Source organism: Streptococcus sp. HSISS2 (genome assembly GCF_000448665.1).
GTDB classification, from domain to species: Bacteria; Bacillota; Bacilli; order Lactobacillales; family Streptococcaceae; genus Streptococcus; species Streptococcus raffinosi.
This window is the reverse complement of record NZ_CM002133.1, coordinates 543,001-558,092: the sequence shown is the minus strand read 5'-3', so window position 1 is coordinate 558,092 and position 15,092 is coordinate 543,001. Positions and strand designations below refer to the sequence as shown.

The following is a 15,092-nucleotide window of genomic DNA, read 5'->3' as shown; positions in this document are numbered from 1 at the left end:
AATCCATTAGCCACAGCAATCTCGGTAATATTCTTTTTTAATATCTTAGCGGCTCTGTTCTTCCCTCACTTGGGATCTTGGCTAGGCCTTAGTAATGAAGGATTCGCCATATTTGCTGGAACAGCCGTTAACGATACTTCATCTGTAACTGCCACTGCCAGTTCTTGGGATAGCTTGCACGGAACATCGATTTTAGAGCAAGCAACAATTGTTAAGTTAACTCGTACTCTTGCAATCATTCCTATTACACTTGGGCTATCTATTTGGCAATCAAAAGGAAGATAGAAAAGAGTCATTTTCTCTAATCAAAGCTGTTCCTAATTTTATTCTCTGGTTCCTAGTGGCTTCTCTCATTACAACTGTTACAACGTCTCTTGGCGCATCCGCTACTGTTTTTGCTCCTTTAAAGAACCTTTCAAAGTTTATGATTATCATGGCAATGACAGCTATCGGTTACCAAACAAATCTGAAGAAACTCATTACCAAAGGCGGATCCGCTCTACTAGTTGGGGGGCTCTGTTGGGTATTGATTAGTCTTGCATCCCTGCTCATGCAAAAAGTATTAGGACTCTGGTAAAATATAAATACAAAAAAACTCACAAACTATTCGTTTGTGAGTTTTTATCACGAGATGTCATTTCTTATACTCGAAGATGTAGGTTTGAACAACCTTATCCCCTTCATTTGATACATGCAAATCAACATCATAACTCTTAGTTTGGCCACTAAAGTCTTGGACTTTATAAATACCATCTTTTTTAGCTGTAGAAGATGACTGACCAGAATAATGCTTAATTTCCAAACTTGAAGTCTTGTCTAAAGACAATGGGAAGAGTTCATTTAAAGAATAAAGGCCATAGAACGTAAAACATAAAAGGCTTAGTGAAGCAAGACTCACCAAATAATATTTACAAAAAGAACCCCATTTCAACCCCTGATTACTCACTTCGTTATTATCTTCCTTTAATCTTTAGTTCTTTTATTAGAGTATTTTCAAATTTTATTTTACACATATTTGAAGATTTTGTCAAATTATTTGGTATTTTAAATGTATGTTATATCTACTTAATAGATTAATATGATTCTATCAGGGTAAACTAAAAGCCGTTAGCAAGCTAGCGGCAACTTTTTATTTCTGAAACAATATATTCTAGGCGTCTATAGAGACCAAGCAATAGGTCATAACTACGATTTTCATTTTCTTTCAAAACTGTATAAACTGTTGTTGCATAGGTAAATGCAAAGAAGTCATCTATGTCCTTTAGCCAATCATCAATAACTCCTAAATTTTGATCGATAATCGTGAATAAACTTGGCTGGTACCAGATAGTTCCTTCAATATAAAGATTTTTATCAGATAATTTAGACAGGGATACTTTTAGGTCAGCAAGCTCTCTTTTGGCAAGATTAGGGTCAATCTTTAAATCAAAAAGTAACCGTGCATCATGATTAAGAATATCGAGTTCTGCTTGCAGCAGTTGAATATAGTGTATCGCTACTAAATACTGGTTCATGAGTCTCTCCTGGTCATCTGAAAATCGTAATATTATTGTACCACTAAAGAATGAAAAAAAGTAGTAATAATTTAATTTTTTCATGATTTTTTAGAAAAATTTTTTGTTTAAATCTTCTATTTTAAAATTATTGCACAAGCTATTTTTCTAAGAGTTTAAAAATGAAAGATTTTTTAAAGAAGAAAAATCACTCAAAATATGAGTGATTTAATAGTATCAGTGACTGATCATTTCTTGTGCGATATCAAAGCCACTGAGTTTTGCTGGATAGTAAGTTGGCCAATTATCCATCTCTTTTAGAATCTCATCTTGACTGCTATTTCCAAAGAAAATATGGAAATGTGCTGAAGTTGTTGAATCTATTTGATGGTCTGAGAATTGGACATATTGGTAAGGATTATCCGCCGCTTGACTGTCAGTAGCTGTGAAAAGATAGCGAACACCTTTCTTACCAGAAGCATAGGTCAAAACCTTATAGCCGTCATAACGATAAGTATGTGTCACACTACTTCCATCAGTCTTAGTGAAAGTCATAGTCATTTTCTTACCATCAATCGAAATTTTAGAAACGTCTGTTTGATACCCTTTAGTATAGTAATCCTTATACTCTTGTGCTGTTTTATCCTTGTTCATTAGAGATTTGTATTCAAATACTTGGTCTAAAGTACCATCTTGAAGGTAAGGATAAACAGATTGCCAATCACCTGACCAATCAGTTAGTTTTCTATCTTTAACATCTTTGTCATCAAAATAGCCATTTTGGACTGTTTTCTTATCATCACTTCCAGATTCTGGTTGAATGGCTTTACCTTCAACATCAGTAGTCAAACGAAGATTTTTAAATTTTCGTTCATGATGCTGACATAATTTTCACCTTTTTTCAACTGATCCTTGGTTAAAGATTCAATCGGATTTAAAACTGCTGTCTTAACACCTACTTCATTGGCTAAGGTCTTAGCAACACTACTTGAAGCATTCTCTTCAAAGTAGATATAATTAATGTTATATTCTGAGACATACTTAGAAAGACTAGCAATACGTTTAGCCGATGGGTCAGACTCAGCAGAAACACCTGAAATTGGCACTTGTGTCAAACCGTAATCTAAGGCTAGATAAGCAAAAGCTGAGTGTTGTGTTACGAAACTCTTCTGTTTGGCTTGACTGAGTGCTTCGGTATACTCTTTATCTAAGGTTTGTAATTTTTAAGGTATTTCTCTGCATTTGTTGTAAACACCGCTTTCTTGTCAGGGTGTTGCGCAATCAAACCATCTCTAATGGTTTCTACCAACTTTTGAGCACGTTTTGGTGACAGCCAGAGATGGGGATCATACTCATGGTGATGACCTTCTTCCCCGTGCTCATGCTCTTCTTCCTCAATACCAGGAAGAAGAACCATACCCTTACTTGCCTTAATGACTTTAGTATGTTTGGTGTTAATGGTTTTTTCAACCTTTGGAACCCATGTTTCCATATTTTCATTTAGATAGACAAAAGTGTCAGCCTTTTCAATATCAGCGACATTCTTCGTAGAAGGCTGAAAATCATGGGCTTCACTTCCTGCAGGAATAAGATAAGACACCTCTCCCTCATCACCAACAACCTGCTTGGTGAATTCATAAACGGGATAAAAACTTGTAACGACTTTCATATCACCATTGTCTTTTGAACTATGTTGGCTAGTCGTATAATAAATACCTGCACCTGCTGCTAGAACAATCGCTGCTAGGCCTGCTAGGCCAAAAATACGTTTCTTTTTCATAATAATCCTTTCAAAAAATACTTAACCAGTTAATAGTTTACTGGTTAAGTATATCACACTATTTTTATTTTGCAAGTCCTAAAATAAAAAATTGAAATATTTCGGTGTAAATGAATTATTTGTTATACTGGAAGTATCATTTGGAAAGTAGGTTATACATGTTTCGAAAATTAACCCTGTATATTTTTTTGTTACTTTCAGCCATTGGCCTGACTTATGATACCCAATCATACACTTCAGGTGCTCTGTCTGGTTCAGCTTACGGTATCATTGGGCTATCAACACTCATTGCACTATGTTATATCGTTCCAGCTTTATTTCTTATTTATCATTTAGGTGAAAAATGGCAGGTTAGACCACTTGTGCTAGCTTTTGCCCTAATTGGTGGTCTCTTTATCACGGGATGGATAGCAGGTTATGCCAATACCTTCTCTCATGAATGGGTAACGGCCCACCTATCTTCGAAACATTTTTTCTATCGTTTTGAAGATGCTATTATGGCTCCTCTTGTTGAGGAACCTCTCAAACTAGCAGCTTTTCTCTTTGCTATCTATATGGTACCAACAAAAAGTTACAAAGGGCTCTTACTTGTTGCTATAACAGCTGGTCTAGGTTTTCAGATTAGTGAAGATTTCTCCTATATCCTTTCAGATTTACCTGATGGTTTTTCTTATACGATTTCGGGAATCCTTGGCCGCAGTATTGGTGTCGTATCATCTCACTGGCTTTATACGTCCTTCTTTGCTATGGGCTTAATCTTAATATGGCGTTCATGTCGAAAGATTATTGATCAAAAATACTGCCTTACTGGCTTCCTTTATGCCTGTGGTGCTTTTGCCGCTCATTTTGCTTGGAACTCACCTCTTCGAAATTTAGAAAGTGATTTTCCCTGGGCTTCAGGCCTTCTTATTTCAATTAATCTTTTCTTCTTCATTATGCTTTATCAACTGCTATCTAGGCTTGATGAAGAAAATAGCCATAGTTAAAGCACTAAAAAACCTTTCCATTTTTTATGGAAAGGTTTTTTTGATAAGTCTAATCACTCATTGAGAATCGGTTGGTCATTAAATTGCTAGCATCATCTAAGACTTTTGCCAATAGTTTATCTGTTTCTGACTGAATCTGGTCACTAATTTTTTGATTTTCAGCTTCAAAATCAATACTCTCACCATTTGCCAAAGCCGTATCGACACGATTAATCATGGCATGGCCAAGAGCCATAGTTGTTTCGACATAGTCATCCAAATCAGCTTCGTGATGTTGAAAATGAGAATCACAGATGGCAGCAATCAAGCGATTACTCCAGTAGAAATTGCCTGTGTCAACCTTATCAGTTGTTTGACGGAAGTAAGCAGGCGTTGTACCAACTTGAGTCCAAAATGGTACCATGGTTCCAAAAGGCATTGATCCATAGGCTAACCATTGGATACCAGTCGTTTCAGAAGGTTTATGAGGACGCATTTGCAAGAGAGCTGTATGACTCGTACGATTAATACCAATTGGACGGAATTGACGTTGACTAACAGCATCACCTTGAGGGCCATAAGGATCATAAGGGGTGTCTTGATAATGAAGGCTCAAAACATATTTAACGTCTTCAACTGTAATTTTGCGGTAAGGTTTTTGACCCCATGGAATGAAGAATGATTTTGGATCATACTCCTTTTCTGGATTCAAAAACTTTTGCATAGCCCAAGCACGTGGTGTATTGTAATGACGGTCCTTATCTCGCTGGCTACCAAAGGCATATCGTGGATTGAAGTGTTCGTTAGAATAAGTCAAATCCAAATGATGCTTATTAATAAAGTCACGAATATCTGGTGAAGCGAGATAGTCATCTGGATTTTCAAATTCATAATGATCAATACCTAGTTGATTTGGATTGGTAACATAAGCATCATCCGGAACACGTCTAGCAATCCAATGGTGACCACCAATTGTTTCTAGCCACCAAATTTCTTCAGTGTCAGAAAAAGCAATACCATTTGACTCATAAGTTCCATAAGTTTCAAGGAGTTGTCCCAAGCGAAGAACACCTTCACGAGCAGTCTTAATATAAGGTAAAACCAGAGTCAGCATATCTTCTTCGCCAAATCCATCTTTAACAAGAGGATCCGCACCAAGAACACGCGCATTGGTTGTGATTGTTTCCGTTGCACTCATAGCAACATTCGCTGAGTTAATACCGGCTTCTCCCCATATACCATCTTTACCAAGGGCATCTGGTACGGAAGTATAACCTAATGGATTATCTGGCAAATCAATCGAAAAATCGCTAAGCACAGATTGGTAATGACGTGGTTGGTCCTCGGGTGTTACTACAAGAAACTCTTTAGGTGTGAAAACACCTGATTGAAAGTCTTCAGTACGGGCAATCATGGTAGAGCCATCATATGAGGCTTTCTTACCTACTAAAATCGTTGTACAAGCCATAAAAGCTTCCTTTCTACTTACAAATCGTCCGCAATTTTATTGATTTTTCTGAGACGATGGTTGACACCACTTTTGGTCAAAGGCGGTTCAATACTATCAGCGATTTGCTGGATTGAGTAATCTGGATTGGCAATACGGAGTTGGGCAATTTGACGCAGTTCAGCCGGCAAAATTTCCAAGCCAACCGTATCCATAATCTTGATAATGTTATTGATTGTTTTCATGCTAGCACTGATAGTCCTAGCGATATTAGCCGTTTCAGCGTTATTAGCTCGATTGAGGTCATTTCTCGTCTCTCGCATAATCTTAACTTCTTCGAAAATTTCCTTTGAAGTCATGGCTCCAATGACAAGAAGAAAATCCATAATATCTTCTGCTTTTTGAAGATAGGTCACAAAGCCATTTTTATGTTGCAAAACCTTGGCATCAAGCATAAATTTTTTCATGAGAGAGGCTAAATCCTCTGCGTGGTCCTGATAAACAGAGAATATTTCTAATTGATAACGTCCTTTTTCAGGGTCACGTACCGTTCCTGTTGCCAGAAAAGCCCCTCGTAAATAAGACCTTCCGGTCTCATCGTCTTCCATTATTGACGTCTCAATCCCTGTCTCAAAGCCAAAGAAAGAATCCGCCAATTGTAAATCAGACAAAATATCATTGGCTTGGTCCGCTACAAAAACCGTATAGACACGATTTTTCTTGAGATTAGTCTTATTATGGTGTCTTAATTCAGGGGCAATATGATAGCGACTCTCCATTAATTGATAAATGTGACGAGCAATCTTTGCATTCTCTGTCGAGATAGAGAGTGTCAGCCCTTGATTGGTCAAACCTACAGAACCAGACATCTTAATCAAAGCTGACAATTCAGCCTTATCTTTGGTTGATTCAGCAATGATCTCTTCTTTAACCTTGATTGTGAAACTCATGACTTCTTCCTCACTAAATGCATGAGTTCTTCAACGACTAAATCACCATCGTGGAAGGCACCCCCATTTTCTAGACGAAGAAAATCAGATGAGACAACTGTTTTTGCTTCACGACGTAAACCGTTGAAATCATGGTCAACTTGAACAAGGTATTCGTCAAACTTGTTATTCATCATATATTCCAATGGAACTTTTTCGATATTTACCAGAACATTATCAATCACATCAGAGCCAAGATGTCGATTAAGCACACCCACATGGTCCGCATCCGAAAATTGTTCTGTTTCACCATATTGAGTCATGATATTACAAATATAAGTAACATCAGCCTTAGTCTCAATAAGCGCTTGATGAATCTCAGGGATAACTAAGTTAGGTAAAATAGATGTATAGAGAGAACCAGGGCCAAGGACTATCATGTCACTATTTAAAATAGCATCAACAACCTTACGACTTGCCTTTGGTTCATCCTCATTATAAGCATTGGTTACATAAACACGCTCAATCATGCCATCATACTTAGCAATACTACTCTCACCAGCAACCTCATGTCCATCACGAAATACCGCATGCAGTGTCAAGGCTGTTTCACTGGCAGGGTAAATCTTGCCTGTCACATGAAAGAACTTGGTTAAAAGCTGCATGGCGTTGTATGTAGATCCCTGCATTTCTGAAATTCCTGCGATAACAAGATTCCCAAGAGGATGACCAGCCAATGCACCATCAGTTTTGTCAAAACGATATTGGAAAACACGTTCATAAAGTTTAGGCATATCACTCATAGCTACCAAAACATTACGCAAATCCCCTGGAGGTGTCAGTTGCATGATATCACGTAAATTTCCTGAAGAACCGCCATCATCAGCCACAGTTACAACAGCAGTAATATCAACATCTTTATGGCGCAAACTACGAAGAATGACTGGAATACCAGTTCCTCCACCTATTACTGTAATTTTTGGTTTGTTCATGAACGATTCACCGTCTCCTTACGTCGATCTTTATCACGATGTGTTTCGTTGACCGTCCAATCATTTTTCAACTCTTGAGCCAATCGATGTGCAAAAGCTACACTGCGGTGTTGGCCACCTGTGCAACCAACAGCAATAGTGAGAACAGATTTACCTTCTTTTTGGTAACCCGGTAAGATTGGTTTAATAAGTTGAGTCAAATGACTGTAAAACACCTCTGATTCCTTGTGTTCCATAACATAATCATAAACTTCTTGATCCAGACCAGTCTGGTTACGAAGAGCAGGATCATAATAAGGGTTTGGCAAGAAACGCACATCAAATACCAAATCTGCGTCTAAAGGCAAGCCATATTTGAAACCAAAACTCAAGACCTCAATACGGAAAGAAGTCTGATCCTCTGTAGATGAAAACTGTTCAGAAATGGTCTTACGAAGCTGACGTGGGGTCATTTCAGTTGTATCTACAACGTTTTGGCTCAAGCTCTTAAGTGGTGATAAGAGCTCACGTTCAAGCTTAATCCCATCCAACACACGACCATCTGCAGCCAAGGGGTGGCTACGACGTGTCTCTTTATAACGAGAAACTAATTCACCATCTGTGGCATCCAAGAAAAGAATCTTGAAATTAAGTTCCTGATTACTTTCCAAATTGTCTAAAATGACATTTACCTCGTCGAAAAACAATCGACTACGCATGTCAACAACTAAGGCAATCTTAGAGGTCTGTTCACTATGTTTTACCAACTCAATAACCTTAGGCACCAATGAAGGTGGCATATTATCGATGGTAAAGTAACCTAAATCCTCAAAGGATTGAATCGCCACAGTCTTACCTGCACCACTCATTCCTGTTACGATAACTAAATCAATTTGATTCGTCTCCATGAATCTCCCTTTCTAATCCTTTTTCCTTCATCATTCGAATATCATCTGACATCTTCTCCACTTGTTGACTAACCGCCATTATCATTTCTGTCTGCAATTTTTGAATGGTAAGCAAATCAGACTGGTCTTGTTGCACCAAGTGATCAATCTTTTCATGCAAAAACGAATCTCTTCCTTAGACTGTTTATTCACATGATAGTCATTTCGGGCTTGCAAACGGTCATAATCCGAAGCACGATTCTGGCTCATCATAATCAATGGTGCTTGAACCGCCGCCAAGGTTGATAAGGCCAAGTTAAGCAAGATAAATGGATACTTGCCAAAAGAAATTCCAAATGGTTGAATGACATTTAGTGCCATCCAAATCCCCATAAAAGCTATAAACGACAAGATAAAAGTCCAAGATCCACCAAATCGTGCCACTTCATCCGCAACTTTTTGACCAAAAGTAATCCGACTATCCAATTGTTCCTGGACGTCCTGATACTCATACAACAAATTTTTGGTCACATCATGTACCGTCTCACGTACATGCTCGTTCTTTTCATTGGCACTAGCAATGATTTCATCAAGAAAACCAATCTATAATCCAAAAGACTGATATTGCTAATAAAATCATGTCCTTGTACAAGAGGATAATCTTTTTTTACAAGCACCTGTATCCGACTGTTAAGTCGTTCAAAGTAAGAGCCATCTGTTTCATCAAACCACTCTTTAGAGATATAATCCTGAACTCTCTTTACCTGCATATTGTCGCCTTCTTTCTAGGCTCTATTATACCACAATGAATCCTTAATCGTTCAATGGATAAGGGAAAAAGAGTCCAAGATTAGTCTCAGACTCTTTCCTCTTTTAGGATATTTGATTGAAAATCATATTATTGGTAATTCAAAGTCCAGTAATAAGTACCATCTCCAGCAATGACGCAAGCTACTGCAGCTTGAGTCGTATTAGGATTCATAAGCAATTCACGAACACCACTATTCAACCATTTATTAGCAACAACTGAACCATCTGATTCTCAACGGTAGACAATACCAATGCATTTATAATCGTTTACAATATTATGTTAAGTAATATTTATTTGATTGTCAAATTATTTTATGAATAGAAGTTTTTAATAAAAGGATTCCCCCCCTAATATCTTAATGGAAATTGTGTGTATTTTTGTAAAAATCTCATACTCTTTCGAAATGCAAAAATCACTAACAGAAAAAGCCTTCACAGTCATAGAAGGCTTCGGACAATATTAACGATTATCAATATTTTCTGGGTAGAGGTCGTGATTAAAAAGGCGTTGCTCTGCCATCTTTTCATACTTAGTTTCTGGACGACCGTAATTAAAATATGGGTCAATTGAAATACCACCACGAGGTGTAAATTTACCCCACACCTCAAGGTAGCGAGGATTCAAAAGCTCTACCAAATCCTTACCAATGGTATTGATACAATTTTCGTGGAAATCTCCGTGATTACGGTAACTAAAGAGGTAAAGCTTCAATGATTTAGACTCAACACAGAGCTGGTCTGGAATATAAGAAATATAGATGCTGGCAAAGTCAGGTTGCCCAGTAATCGGACAAAGTGAGGTAAATTCTGGACAGTTGAATTTGATAAAGTAATCATTATCAGTATGACGATTATCAAAAGGCTCCAAGACTTGTGGAGAATATTCAAAAATATAAGGTGTCTCCTTATTACCTAGGAGAGTGAGGTTTTTCATTTCTTCTTGTTGTGACATTTTTCTTCCTTTTCTTGTATAATTTTGATGGTTGTAGGATGTCCTTTCATCCTTCCTAAACACCACGCTCATTGTCGTAGAGTAGGGTATGCAGTTGAGGGAGAACACGGACGTTCCCCCACGAATCATCTGCAGCTACTGTCTCCCAGAGTTCTTTGAGGCGTTTTAGTTGGTGCTGGACAATATTTCCTTCTGTTTTGGGTTCAGGATTACCAGCTGAGAGAAACATCACATCTGGCTGATACCGTTCCTGAATCATTTTAGCAAAATCCAAGTCAGCATCATCAAAAACGGGAACCTTGAAGGTCACTTTATCAGGATCAAGCTGAGAGACAATAAAATCAAGTGTTTCCAAATTGACTTCCATCTTTGATGATGGTGGTTTAGGGCTTAGAGTGACCTGATCAATATCTCTTAGCCACTCCTGCCAACGAGATCCTTGGGTTTCAACAGCCAAAGTTACGCCTCTCGCCTTGAGTTTTGAAACGAGTTCCGCCATATTGGCTGCTAAAAGTGCAGGATTTCCTCCAGATAGAGTAACATAGTCATAGGTACCGAGCGCATCCAAAGCTGCAATCACTTCATCGGCTGTCATTCGAGTAGGCTTCTCTGAGCCATCCCAAGTGAAGGCTGAATCACACCAATCACAGTGGTAATCACACCCTGCTGTTCTCACAAACATGGTCTTTTGCCCGATGGCTCGACCTTCCCCTTGAAAGGTCGGTCCAAAAATTTCAAGTACTGGTAGTTTAAGTACGCGTTCCCTAGTCATCCAACCACTCCCGTCTAAACTCTGCAAAAGCTGTTGGTGTTTCATAAAGGCGGACATATTCCAAACGAAGTCCCCTCCCCTCTGGCAGATGTTGACTCGTCGTCTGAAAAATCCAGAAAACCATATTTTCCGCAGTCGTGTTCATATAAGGCAAAGTCTCATTGAGATAACGGTGATCCAGATGAGGTTCCAGATAATTCTTATAAATATTCTTAAGATCACCAAAATCATAGGTCATACCACGCTCATCCAAGTAACCACTCACTGCTATTTGAAGATGGTAGGTATGACCATGAAGGGACTTGCATTTTCCTTCATAATGAAAGAGATGATGGGCAGCATCAAAAGTAAACTCTTTAGAAACCAATGTACGGTGAGGATTATAAACCAAAGACTCACCTGTTTCAGTCTTGATTTCTTTAGGTGCAAAAAACATTAAGCTTCTCCTCTTTCTGCAAGATATTTTTCAAGACCTCTTTGACGCAAATGACAGGCAGGACATTCCCCACATCCTGTACCTATGATACCGTTATAGCAAGTCAGCGTTTTTTCACGAACATAGTCAAAAGCTCCAAGTTGATCAGCCAACGCCCAAGTCTCAGCCTTATCCAACCACATGAGTGGCGTTTGGATGACAAAATCATAGGCCATTGCAAGGTTAAGTGTGACATTAAGTGATTTGACAAAGACATCACGACAGTCCGGATAACCAGAAAAGTCAGTCTCACAAACACCTGTCACAATATCAGTAATCCCACGTTGCTTAGCCAACACAGCAGCGAAAGAAAGGAAAAGATGATTACGCCCGTCCACAAAGGTATTAGGCACTTCACCTTCTTCAGACTCAATCTCAATATCAGATGTTAAGGCATTTTCAGTAATTTGTCCAAGCAAGGACATATCCAAAACATGGTGTTTAAGACCTTGCTCTTTTGCAATCTCTTTAGCTACTTCAATTTCCAAGCTATGACGTTGTCCGTAAGCAAAAGTAACTAGTTCAACAGTTTCATAATGTTTTAAAGCCCAAAATAGGCAGGTTGTAGAGTCTTGACCGCCACTAAAAACGACCAAAGCAGATTGACGTTTCATAATATTCCTCTTTATCTCTGATGTTTGAGACACATAAAAAGCTCCCTAGAGGGAGCAAAAAAACGCCATTACTGGTTTTTTTTAGCGATGGTGTCTCCCAAACATCGAAAATTTATTTCAGCTATAGTTTATCACAGTTGAGCCAAAAAGAAAAGAGCCAAGGCTCTCTTCATTAATCAATCTCAGCAATAACTTCGATTTCAATTTTAACGTCTTTTGGCAAGCGTGCCACTTCAACTGCTGAACGAGCAGGAAAGTCAGCTTTAAATGCAGTTGCATAAACTTCGTTAAATGGAACGAAATCGTTAATGTCACTTAGAAAGCATGTTGTTTTGACAACATGATCAAAATCTGTTCCAGCTTCCGCCAAAATGGCACCAACATTTTTTAGCACTTGTTCTGTTTGTTCTTGAATGGTTTCACCAATGATTTCACCTGTTTCTGGTGACAATGGTACTTGACCGGAAGCAAACAAAAGATTTCCTACGATTTTACCTTGAACATAAGGACCGATTGCTGCGGGTGCTTTATCAGTATGAATAGTTTTTGCCATGATAATTTTTCTCCTTTGTCTAATATGCTGTTATTATAGCAAAATATTCTGAAAATTGAAACAGGTATTTTCAAAAAGAAAAGAATTAGCTCAAGACTAATCCTTCTCTTATTATTTCAGATACTTTTTGACATAGTCATAGTAATCTGGCTTTTCCTTTTTATTGAGCGCAAAGAGCATTTGGCCTTTCAGGGGCTCTTTATCATTATTGGGTTGCAAAAAGAGGGCTGTCTCTTTTGATTTTGTGGGGAAAAATACAGTATAACTGGTTTCATTTCCCTGGTCTTTCAACTTAAGAGAATAATAAGTAAAACCATCTTTAGCTTTAGAACCATTCAAAGTATAATCATAGTCCTGCTTACCAATCGTTACTTTATCTTTCTTAAAAATGATCTTATAATCTTTTTTAAGAGCATCCTGAGCTTTCCACTCACCTTGTAAAGAGGGAGCAGATTTGCTACAAGCAACCATTAAAATCAAACAAAGTAAGGCTGACAAGCCAAGTAACCATCTTTTCATACACCTGCACTCCTAGAAAATTGACTTATGGTTTGATACGGTGCAACATACGTGGGAATGGAATAGCTTCACGAATGTGTTTCGTACCAGCTACAAAGGTAACCATACGTTCAATACCAATACCAAAACCACCGTGAGGTACTGAACCGTATTTACGAAGGTCAAGGTAGAATTCGTATTCTGTGCGATCCATACCGAGTTCATCCATCTTAGCAACAAGCGCATCGTAGTCATCCTCACGCATTGAACCACCGATGATTTCTCCGTAACCTTCAGGTGCCAAAAGATCGGCACAAAGAACACGCTCAGGATTACCAGGAACTGGTTTCATGTAGAATGCCTTGAAACTTGCTGGATAGTTAACAACGAATGTTGGAACACCAAAATAGTTAGAAATCCAAGTTTCATGTGGTGAACCAAAGTCATCCCCATGTTCAAGATGCTCGTAGTCTGTATCTTCGTCATTTTCATGGGCTTGAAGAAGGTCGATTGCTTCATCATAAGACACACGCTTGAAAGGCTCAGCAATGTATTTCTTAAGAAGATCGACATCACGTTCAAGAATTTCAAGAGCTTGTGGTGCACGGTCAATAACACCTTGAATAAGAGCTTTGACATATGCTTCTTGCAAATCAAGTGACTCATCATGTGATAAGAATGAATACTCAGCATCCATCATCCAAAACTCAGTCAAATGACGACGTGTTTTTGATTTTTCAGCACGGAAAACAGGACCAAAGTCAAAGACACGACCAAGAGCCATAGCACCAGCTTCAAGATAAAGCTGACCAGATTGGCTCAAGAAAGCAGGTGTTCCAAAGTAGTCTGTCTCAAACAATTCTGTTGAATCTTCGGCAGCGTTACCAGACAAGATTGGACTATCAAATTTGATGAAGCCATTTTTATCAAAGAAATCATAAGTTGCATAGATAATGGCATTACGAATTTGTTGGATAGCCATTTGCTTACGTGAACGCAACCAAAGGTGACGATTATCCATCAAGAAGTCTGTACCATGTTCTTTGGGTGTGATTGGGTAATCTTCAGATTTACCAATAACTTCCACTGCTGTTACATCAAGCTCATAACCAAATTTAGAGCGCTCATCTTCTTTGACCACACCTGTCACATAGACAGATGTTTCTTGACTAAGGTGTTTGACAACATTAAATTTTTCAGTACCTTCTTCTTCACCGAATTTTTCGATAAAGTTAGGTTTGAAAACGACAGCTTGGAAGAAAGCAGTCCCATCACGCAACTGAAGAAAGGCCAATTTACCTTTTCCAGATTTGTTAGCTACCCAGGCACCAATAGTGATTTCTTCACCAACGTGTTTAGGCACATCAATAATTGAAACTAATTGTTTAGACATGTAAATTACTTCTCTTTTCTGTTGATCTATATTAAAATTTATTTTTCCATAAATGCTTTGATTCGGCTAACAGCCTCTTTCAAAGTATCTAGGTCTGTAGCATAGCTGAGACGAATATTTTCAGGAGCACCAAATCCTGCTCCAGTTACCAATGCGACTTCAGCCTCTTCAAGGATAGCATTGGTAAAATCATTGACATCTGTATAGCCTTTGATTTCCATAGCCTTTTTAACATTAGGGAAGAGGTAGAAGGCACCTTGAGGTTTGATAACCTCAAATCCAGGCACTTCAGCTAATAGTGGGTAGATGGTATTCAAACGTTCTTCAAAAGCTTGACGCATTTCTTCGATAGAAGTTTGATCTCCTGTCAAAGCCTCAATAGCAGCGTATTGAGAAACGGCTGTAAGATTAGAGGTTGTTTGACTGATGACCTTAGCCATACCTGCAATAATCTCTGGATCACCAACAGCAAAACCAACACGCCAACCTGTCATGGCATAAGTCTTTGAAACACCATTGATGACAATAGTTTGCTTACGAATGGCATCAGAAA

Annotated in this window: 15 protein-coding genes and 4 pseudogenes; 2 read left to right on the top strand and 17 right to left on the bottom strand. The window is 38.4% G+C overall.

What is annotated here, in order from left to right; all coding sequences use genetic code 11:
* Positions 1-577, top strand: a pseudogene (locus HSISS2_RS02665) (putative sulfate exporter family transporter); the annotation flags it as partial.
* A gap of 57 nt (positions 578-634) precedes the next feature.
* Here HSISS2_RS02665 and HSISS2_RS02660 read toward each other — a convergent pair.
* The 3 genes and pseudogenes from HSISS2_RS02660 to HSISS2_RS02650 form a co-directional block, all read right to left on the bottom strand.
* Positions 635-946 carry a hypothetical protein gene (locus HSISS2_RS02660; protein WP_042766926.1) on the bottom strand — a complete coding sequence of 104 codons (312 nt, stop codon included), beginning with the start codon at positions 944-946 and terminating at the stop codon, positions 635-637.
* A gap of 169 nt (positions 947-1,115) precedes the next feature.
* Positions 1,116-1,514: a hypothetical protein gene (locus HSISS2_RS02655; RefSeq protein ID WP_008534771.1), complete on the bottom strand. Its 399-nt coding sequence runs from the start codon at positions 1,512-1,514 to the stop codon at positions 1,116-1,118.
* A 216-nt stretch (positions 1,515-1,730) separates the two neighbouring features.
* Positions 1,731-3,273 (bottom strand): annotated as a pseudogene (locus HSISS2_RS02650) (zinc ABC transporter substrate-binding protein AdcA).
* A gap of 158 nt (positions 3,274-3,431) precedes the next feature.
* On the opposite strand from HSISS2_RS02650, the gene HSISS2_RS02645 reads away from it, so the two are divergent.
* Positions 3,432-4,259, top strand: coding sequence for a PrsW family glutamic-type intramembrane protease (locus tag HSISS2_RS02645; protein WP_021145246.1), 828 nt, complete (start codon positions 3,432-3,434; stop codon positions 4,257-4,259).
* 49 nt (positions 4,260-4,308) lie between these two features.
* Here the strand turns inward: HSISS2_RS02645 and HSISS2_RS02640 are convergent, their stop codons facing one another.
* The 14 genes and pseudogenes from HSISS2_RS02640 to HSISS2_RS02580 all read right to left on the bottom strand — a co-directional run.
* Positions 4,309-5,706, bottom strand: coding sequence for a C69 family dipeptidase (locus tag HSISS2_RS02640; RefSeq protein ID WP_021145245.1), 1,398 nt, complete (start codon positions 5,704-5,706; stop codon positions 4,309-4,311).
* Positions 5,707-5,723: 17 nt separating this feature from the next.
* Positions 5,724-6,635 (bottom strand): DNA-binding protein WhiA, encoded by a 912-nt coding sequence (gene whiA / locus HSISS2_RS02635; RefSeq protein WP_021145244.1) that lies wholly within the window; start codon positions 6,633-6,635, stop codon positions 5,724-5,726.
* Positions 6,632-7,606, bottom strand: coding sequence for a YvcK family protein (locus HSISS2_RS02630; protein ID WP_021145243.1), 975 nt, complete (start codon positions 7,604-7,606; stop codon positions 6,632-6,634). The genes whiA and HSISS2_RS02630 overlap by 4 nt, the downstream gene beginning before the upstream one ends.
* A complete protein-coding gene (gene rapZ, locus HSISS2_RS02625; RefSeq protein ID WP_008534782.1) occupies positions 7,603-8,493 on the bottom strand; it encodes an RNase adapter RapZ in 891 nt (296 codons plus the stop codon). The genes HSISS2_RS02630 and rapZ overlap by 4 nt, the downstream gene beginning before the upstream one ends.
* Positions 8,474-9,242 (bottom strand): annotated as a pseudogene (locus HSISS2_RS02620) (DUF1003 domain-containing protein). Before HSISS2_RS02620 ends, rapZ begins: the two are co-directional and overlap by 20 nt.
* A gap of 128 nt (positions 9,243-9,370) precedes the next feature.
* Positions 9,371-9,532, bottom strand: a pseudogene (locus HSISS2_RS10685) (CAP domain-containing protein); the annotation flags it as partial.
* A 210-nt stretch (positions 9,533-9,742) separates the two neighbouring features.
* Entirely contained in the window at positions 9,743-10,234 is a 492-nt protein-coding gene (gene queF, locus HSISS2_RS02615) for a preQ(1) synthase (protein WP_021145240.1), read from the bottom strand.
* Positions 10,235-10,289: 55 nt separating this feature from the next.
* Positions 10,290-11,006 carry a 7-carboxy-7-deazaguanine synthase QueE gene (queE, locus tag HSISS2_RS02610; protein ID WP_042766925.1) on the bottom strand — a complete coding sequence of 239 codons (717 nt, stop codon included), beginning with the start codon at positions 11,004-11,006 and terminating at the stop codon, positions 10,290-10,292.
* Positions 10,999-11,442: a 6-carboxytetrahydropterin synthase QueD gene (gene queD, locus HSISS2_RS02605; protein ID WP_021145238.1), complete on the bottom strand. Its 444-nt coding sequence runs from the start codon at positions 11,440-11,442 to the stop codon at positions 10,999-11,001. Before queD ends, queE begins: the two co-directional genes overlap by 8 nt.
* Positions 11,442-12,095: a 7-cyano-7-deazaguanine synthase QueC gene (gene queC, locus HSISS2_RS02600; protein WP_021145237.1), complete on the bottom strand. Its 654-nt coding sequence runs from the start codon at positions 12,093-12,095 to the stop codon at positions 11,442-11,444. The genes queD and queC overlap by 1 nt, the downstream gene beginning before the upstream one ends.
* A 172-nt stretch (positions 12,096-12,267) precedes the next feature.
* A complete protein-coding gene (locus HSISS2_RS02595; RefSeq protein WP_008534794.1) occupies positions 12,268-12,648 on the bottom strand; it encodes a RidA family protein in 381 nt (126 codons plus the stop codon).
* Between the two features lie 111 nt (positions 12,649-12,759).
* Complete coding sequence (locus HSISS2_RS02590; protein ID WP_021145236.1) at positions 12,760-13,167, bottom strand: hypothetical protein; 408 nt, start codon at positions 13,165-13,167, stop codon at positions 12,760-12,762.
* A gap of 25 nt (positions 13,168-13,192) precedes the next feature.
* Positions 13,193-14,539, bottom strand: coding sequence for an asparagine--tRNA ligase (gene asnS, locus HSISS2_RS02585; RefSeq protein WP_021145235.1), 1,347 nt, complete (start codon positions 14,537-14,539; stop codon positions 13,193-13,195).
* Positions 14,540-14,577: 38 nt separating this feature from the next.
* The coding region (locus HSISS2_RS02580; RefSeq protein WP_042766923.1) for an aminotransferase class I/II-fold pyridoxal phosphate-dependent enzyme at positions 14,578-15,092 on the bottom strand (515 nt) is incomplete at its 5' end.

What these genes read in the sequence shown, in the direction of transcription:
- HSISS2_RS02655 (WP_008534771.1), bottom strand. Translation starts at nt 1,514, where the DNA reads ATGAACCAGTATTTAGTAGCGATACACTATATTCAACTGCTGCAAGCA.
- HSISS2_RS02645 (WP_021145246.1), top strand. Translation starts at nt 3,432, where the DNA reads ATGTTTCGAAAATTAACCCTGTATATTTTTTTGTTACTTTCAGCCATT.
- HSISS2_RS02640 (WP_021145245.1), bottom strand. Translation starts at nt 5,706, where the DNA reads ATGGCTTGTACAACGATTTTAGTAGGTAAGAAAGCCTCATATGATGGC.
- whiA (WP_021145244.1), bottom strand. Translation starts at nt 6,635, where the DNA reads ATGAGTTTCACAATCAAGGTTAAAGAAGAGATCATTGCTGAATCAACC.
- HSISS2_RS02630 (WP_021145243.1), bottom strand. Translation starts at nt 7,606, where the DNA reads ATGAACAAACCAAAAATTACAGTAATAGGTGGAGGAACTGGTATTCCA.
- rapZ (WP_008534782.1), bottom strand. Translation starts at nt 8,493, where the DNA reads ATGGAGACGAATCAAATTGATTTAGTTATCGTAACAGGAATGAGTGGT.
- queF (WP_021145240.1), bottom strand. Translation starts at nt 10,234, where the DNA reads ATGTCACAACAAGAAGAAATGAAAAACCTCACTCTCCTAGGTAATAAG.
- queE (WP_042766925.1), bottom strand. Translation starts at nt 11,006, where the DNA reads ATGACTAGGGAACGCGTACTTAAACTACCAGTACTTGAAATTTTTGGA.
- queD (WP_021145238.1), bottom strand. Translation starts at nt 11,442, where the DNA reads ATGTTTTTTGCACCTAAAGAAATCAAGACTGAAACAGGTGAGTCTTTG.
- queC (WP_021145237.1), bottom strand. Translation starts at nt 12,095, where the DNA reads ATGAAACGTCAATCTGCTTTGGTCGTTTTTAGTGGCGGTCAAGACTCT.
- HSISS2_RS02595 (WP_008534794.1), bottom strand. Translation starts at nt 12,648, where the DNA reads ATGGCAAAAACTATTCATACTGATAAAGCACCCGCAGCAATCGGTCCT.
- HSISS2_RS02590 (WP_021145236.1), bottom strand. Translation starts at nt 13,167, where the DNA reads ATGAAAAGATGGTTACTTGGCTTGTCAGCCTTACTTTGTTTGATTTTA.
- asnS (WP_021145235.1), bottom strand. Translation starts at nt 14,539, where the DNA reads ATGTCTAAACAATTAGTTTCAATTATTGATGTGCCTAAACACGTTGGT.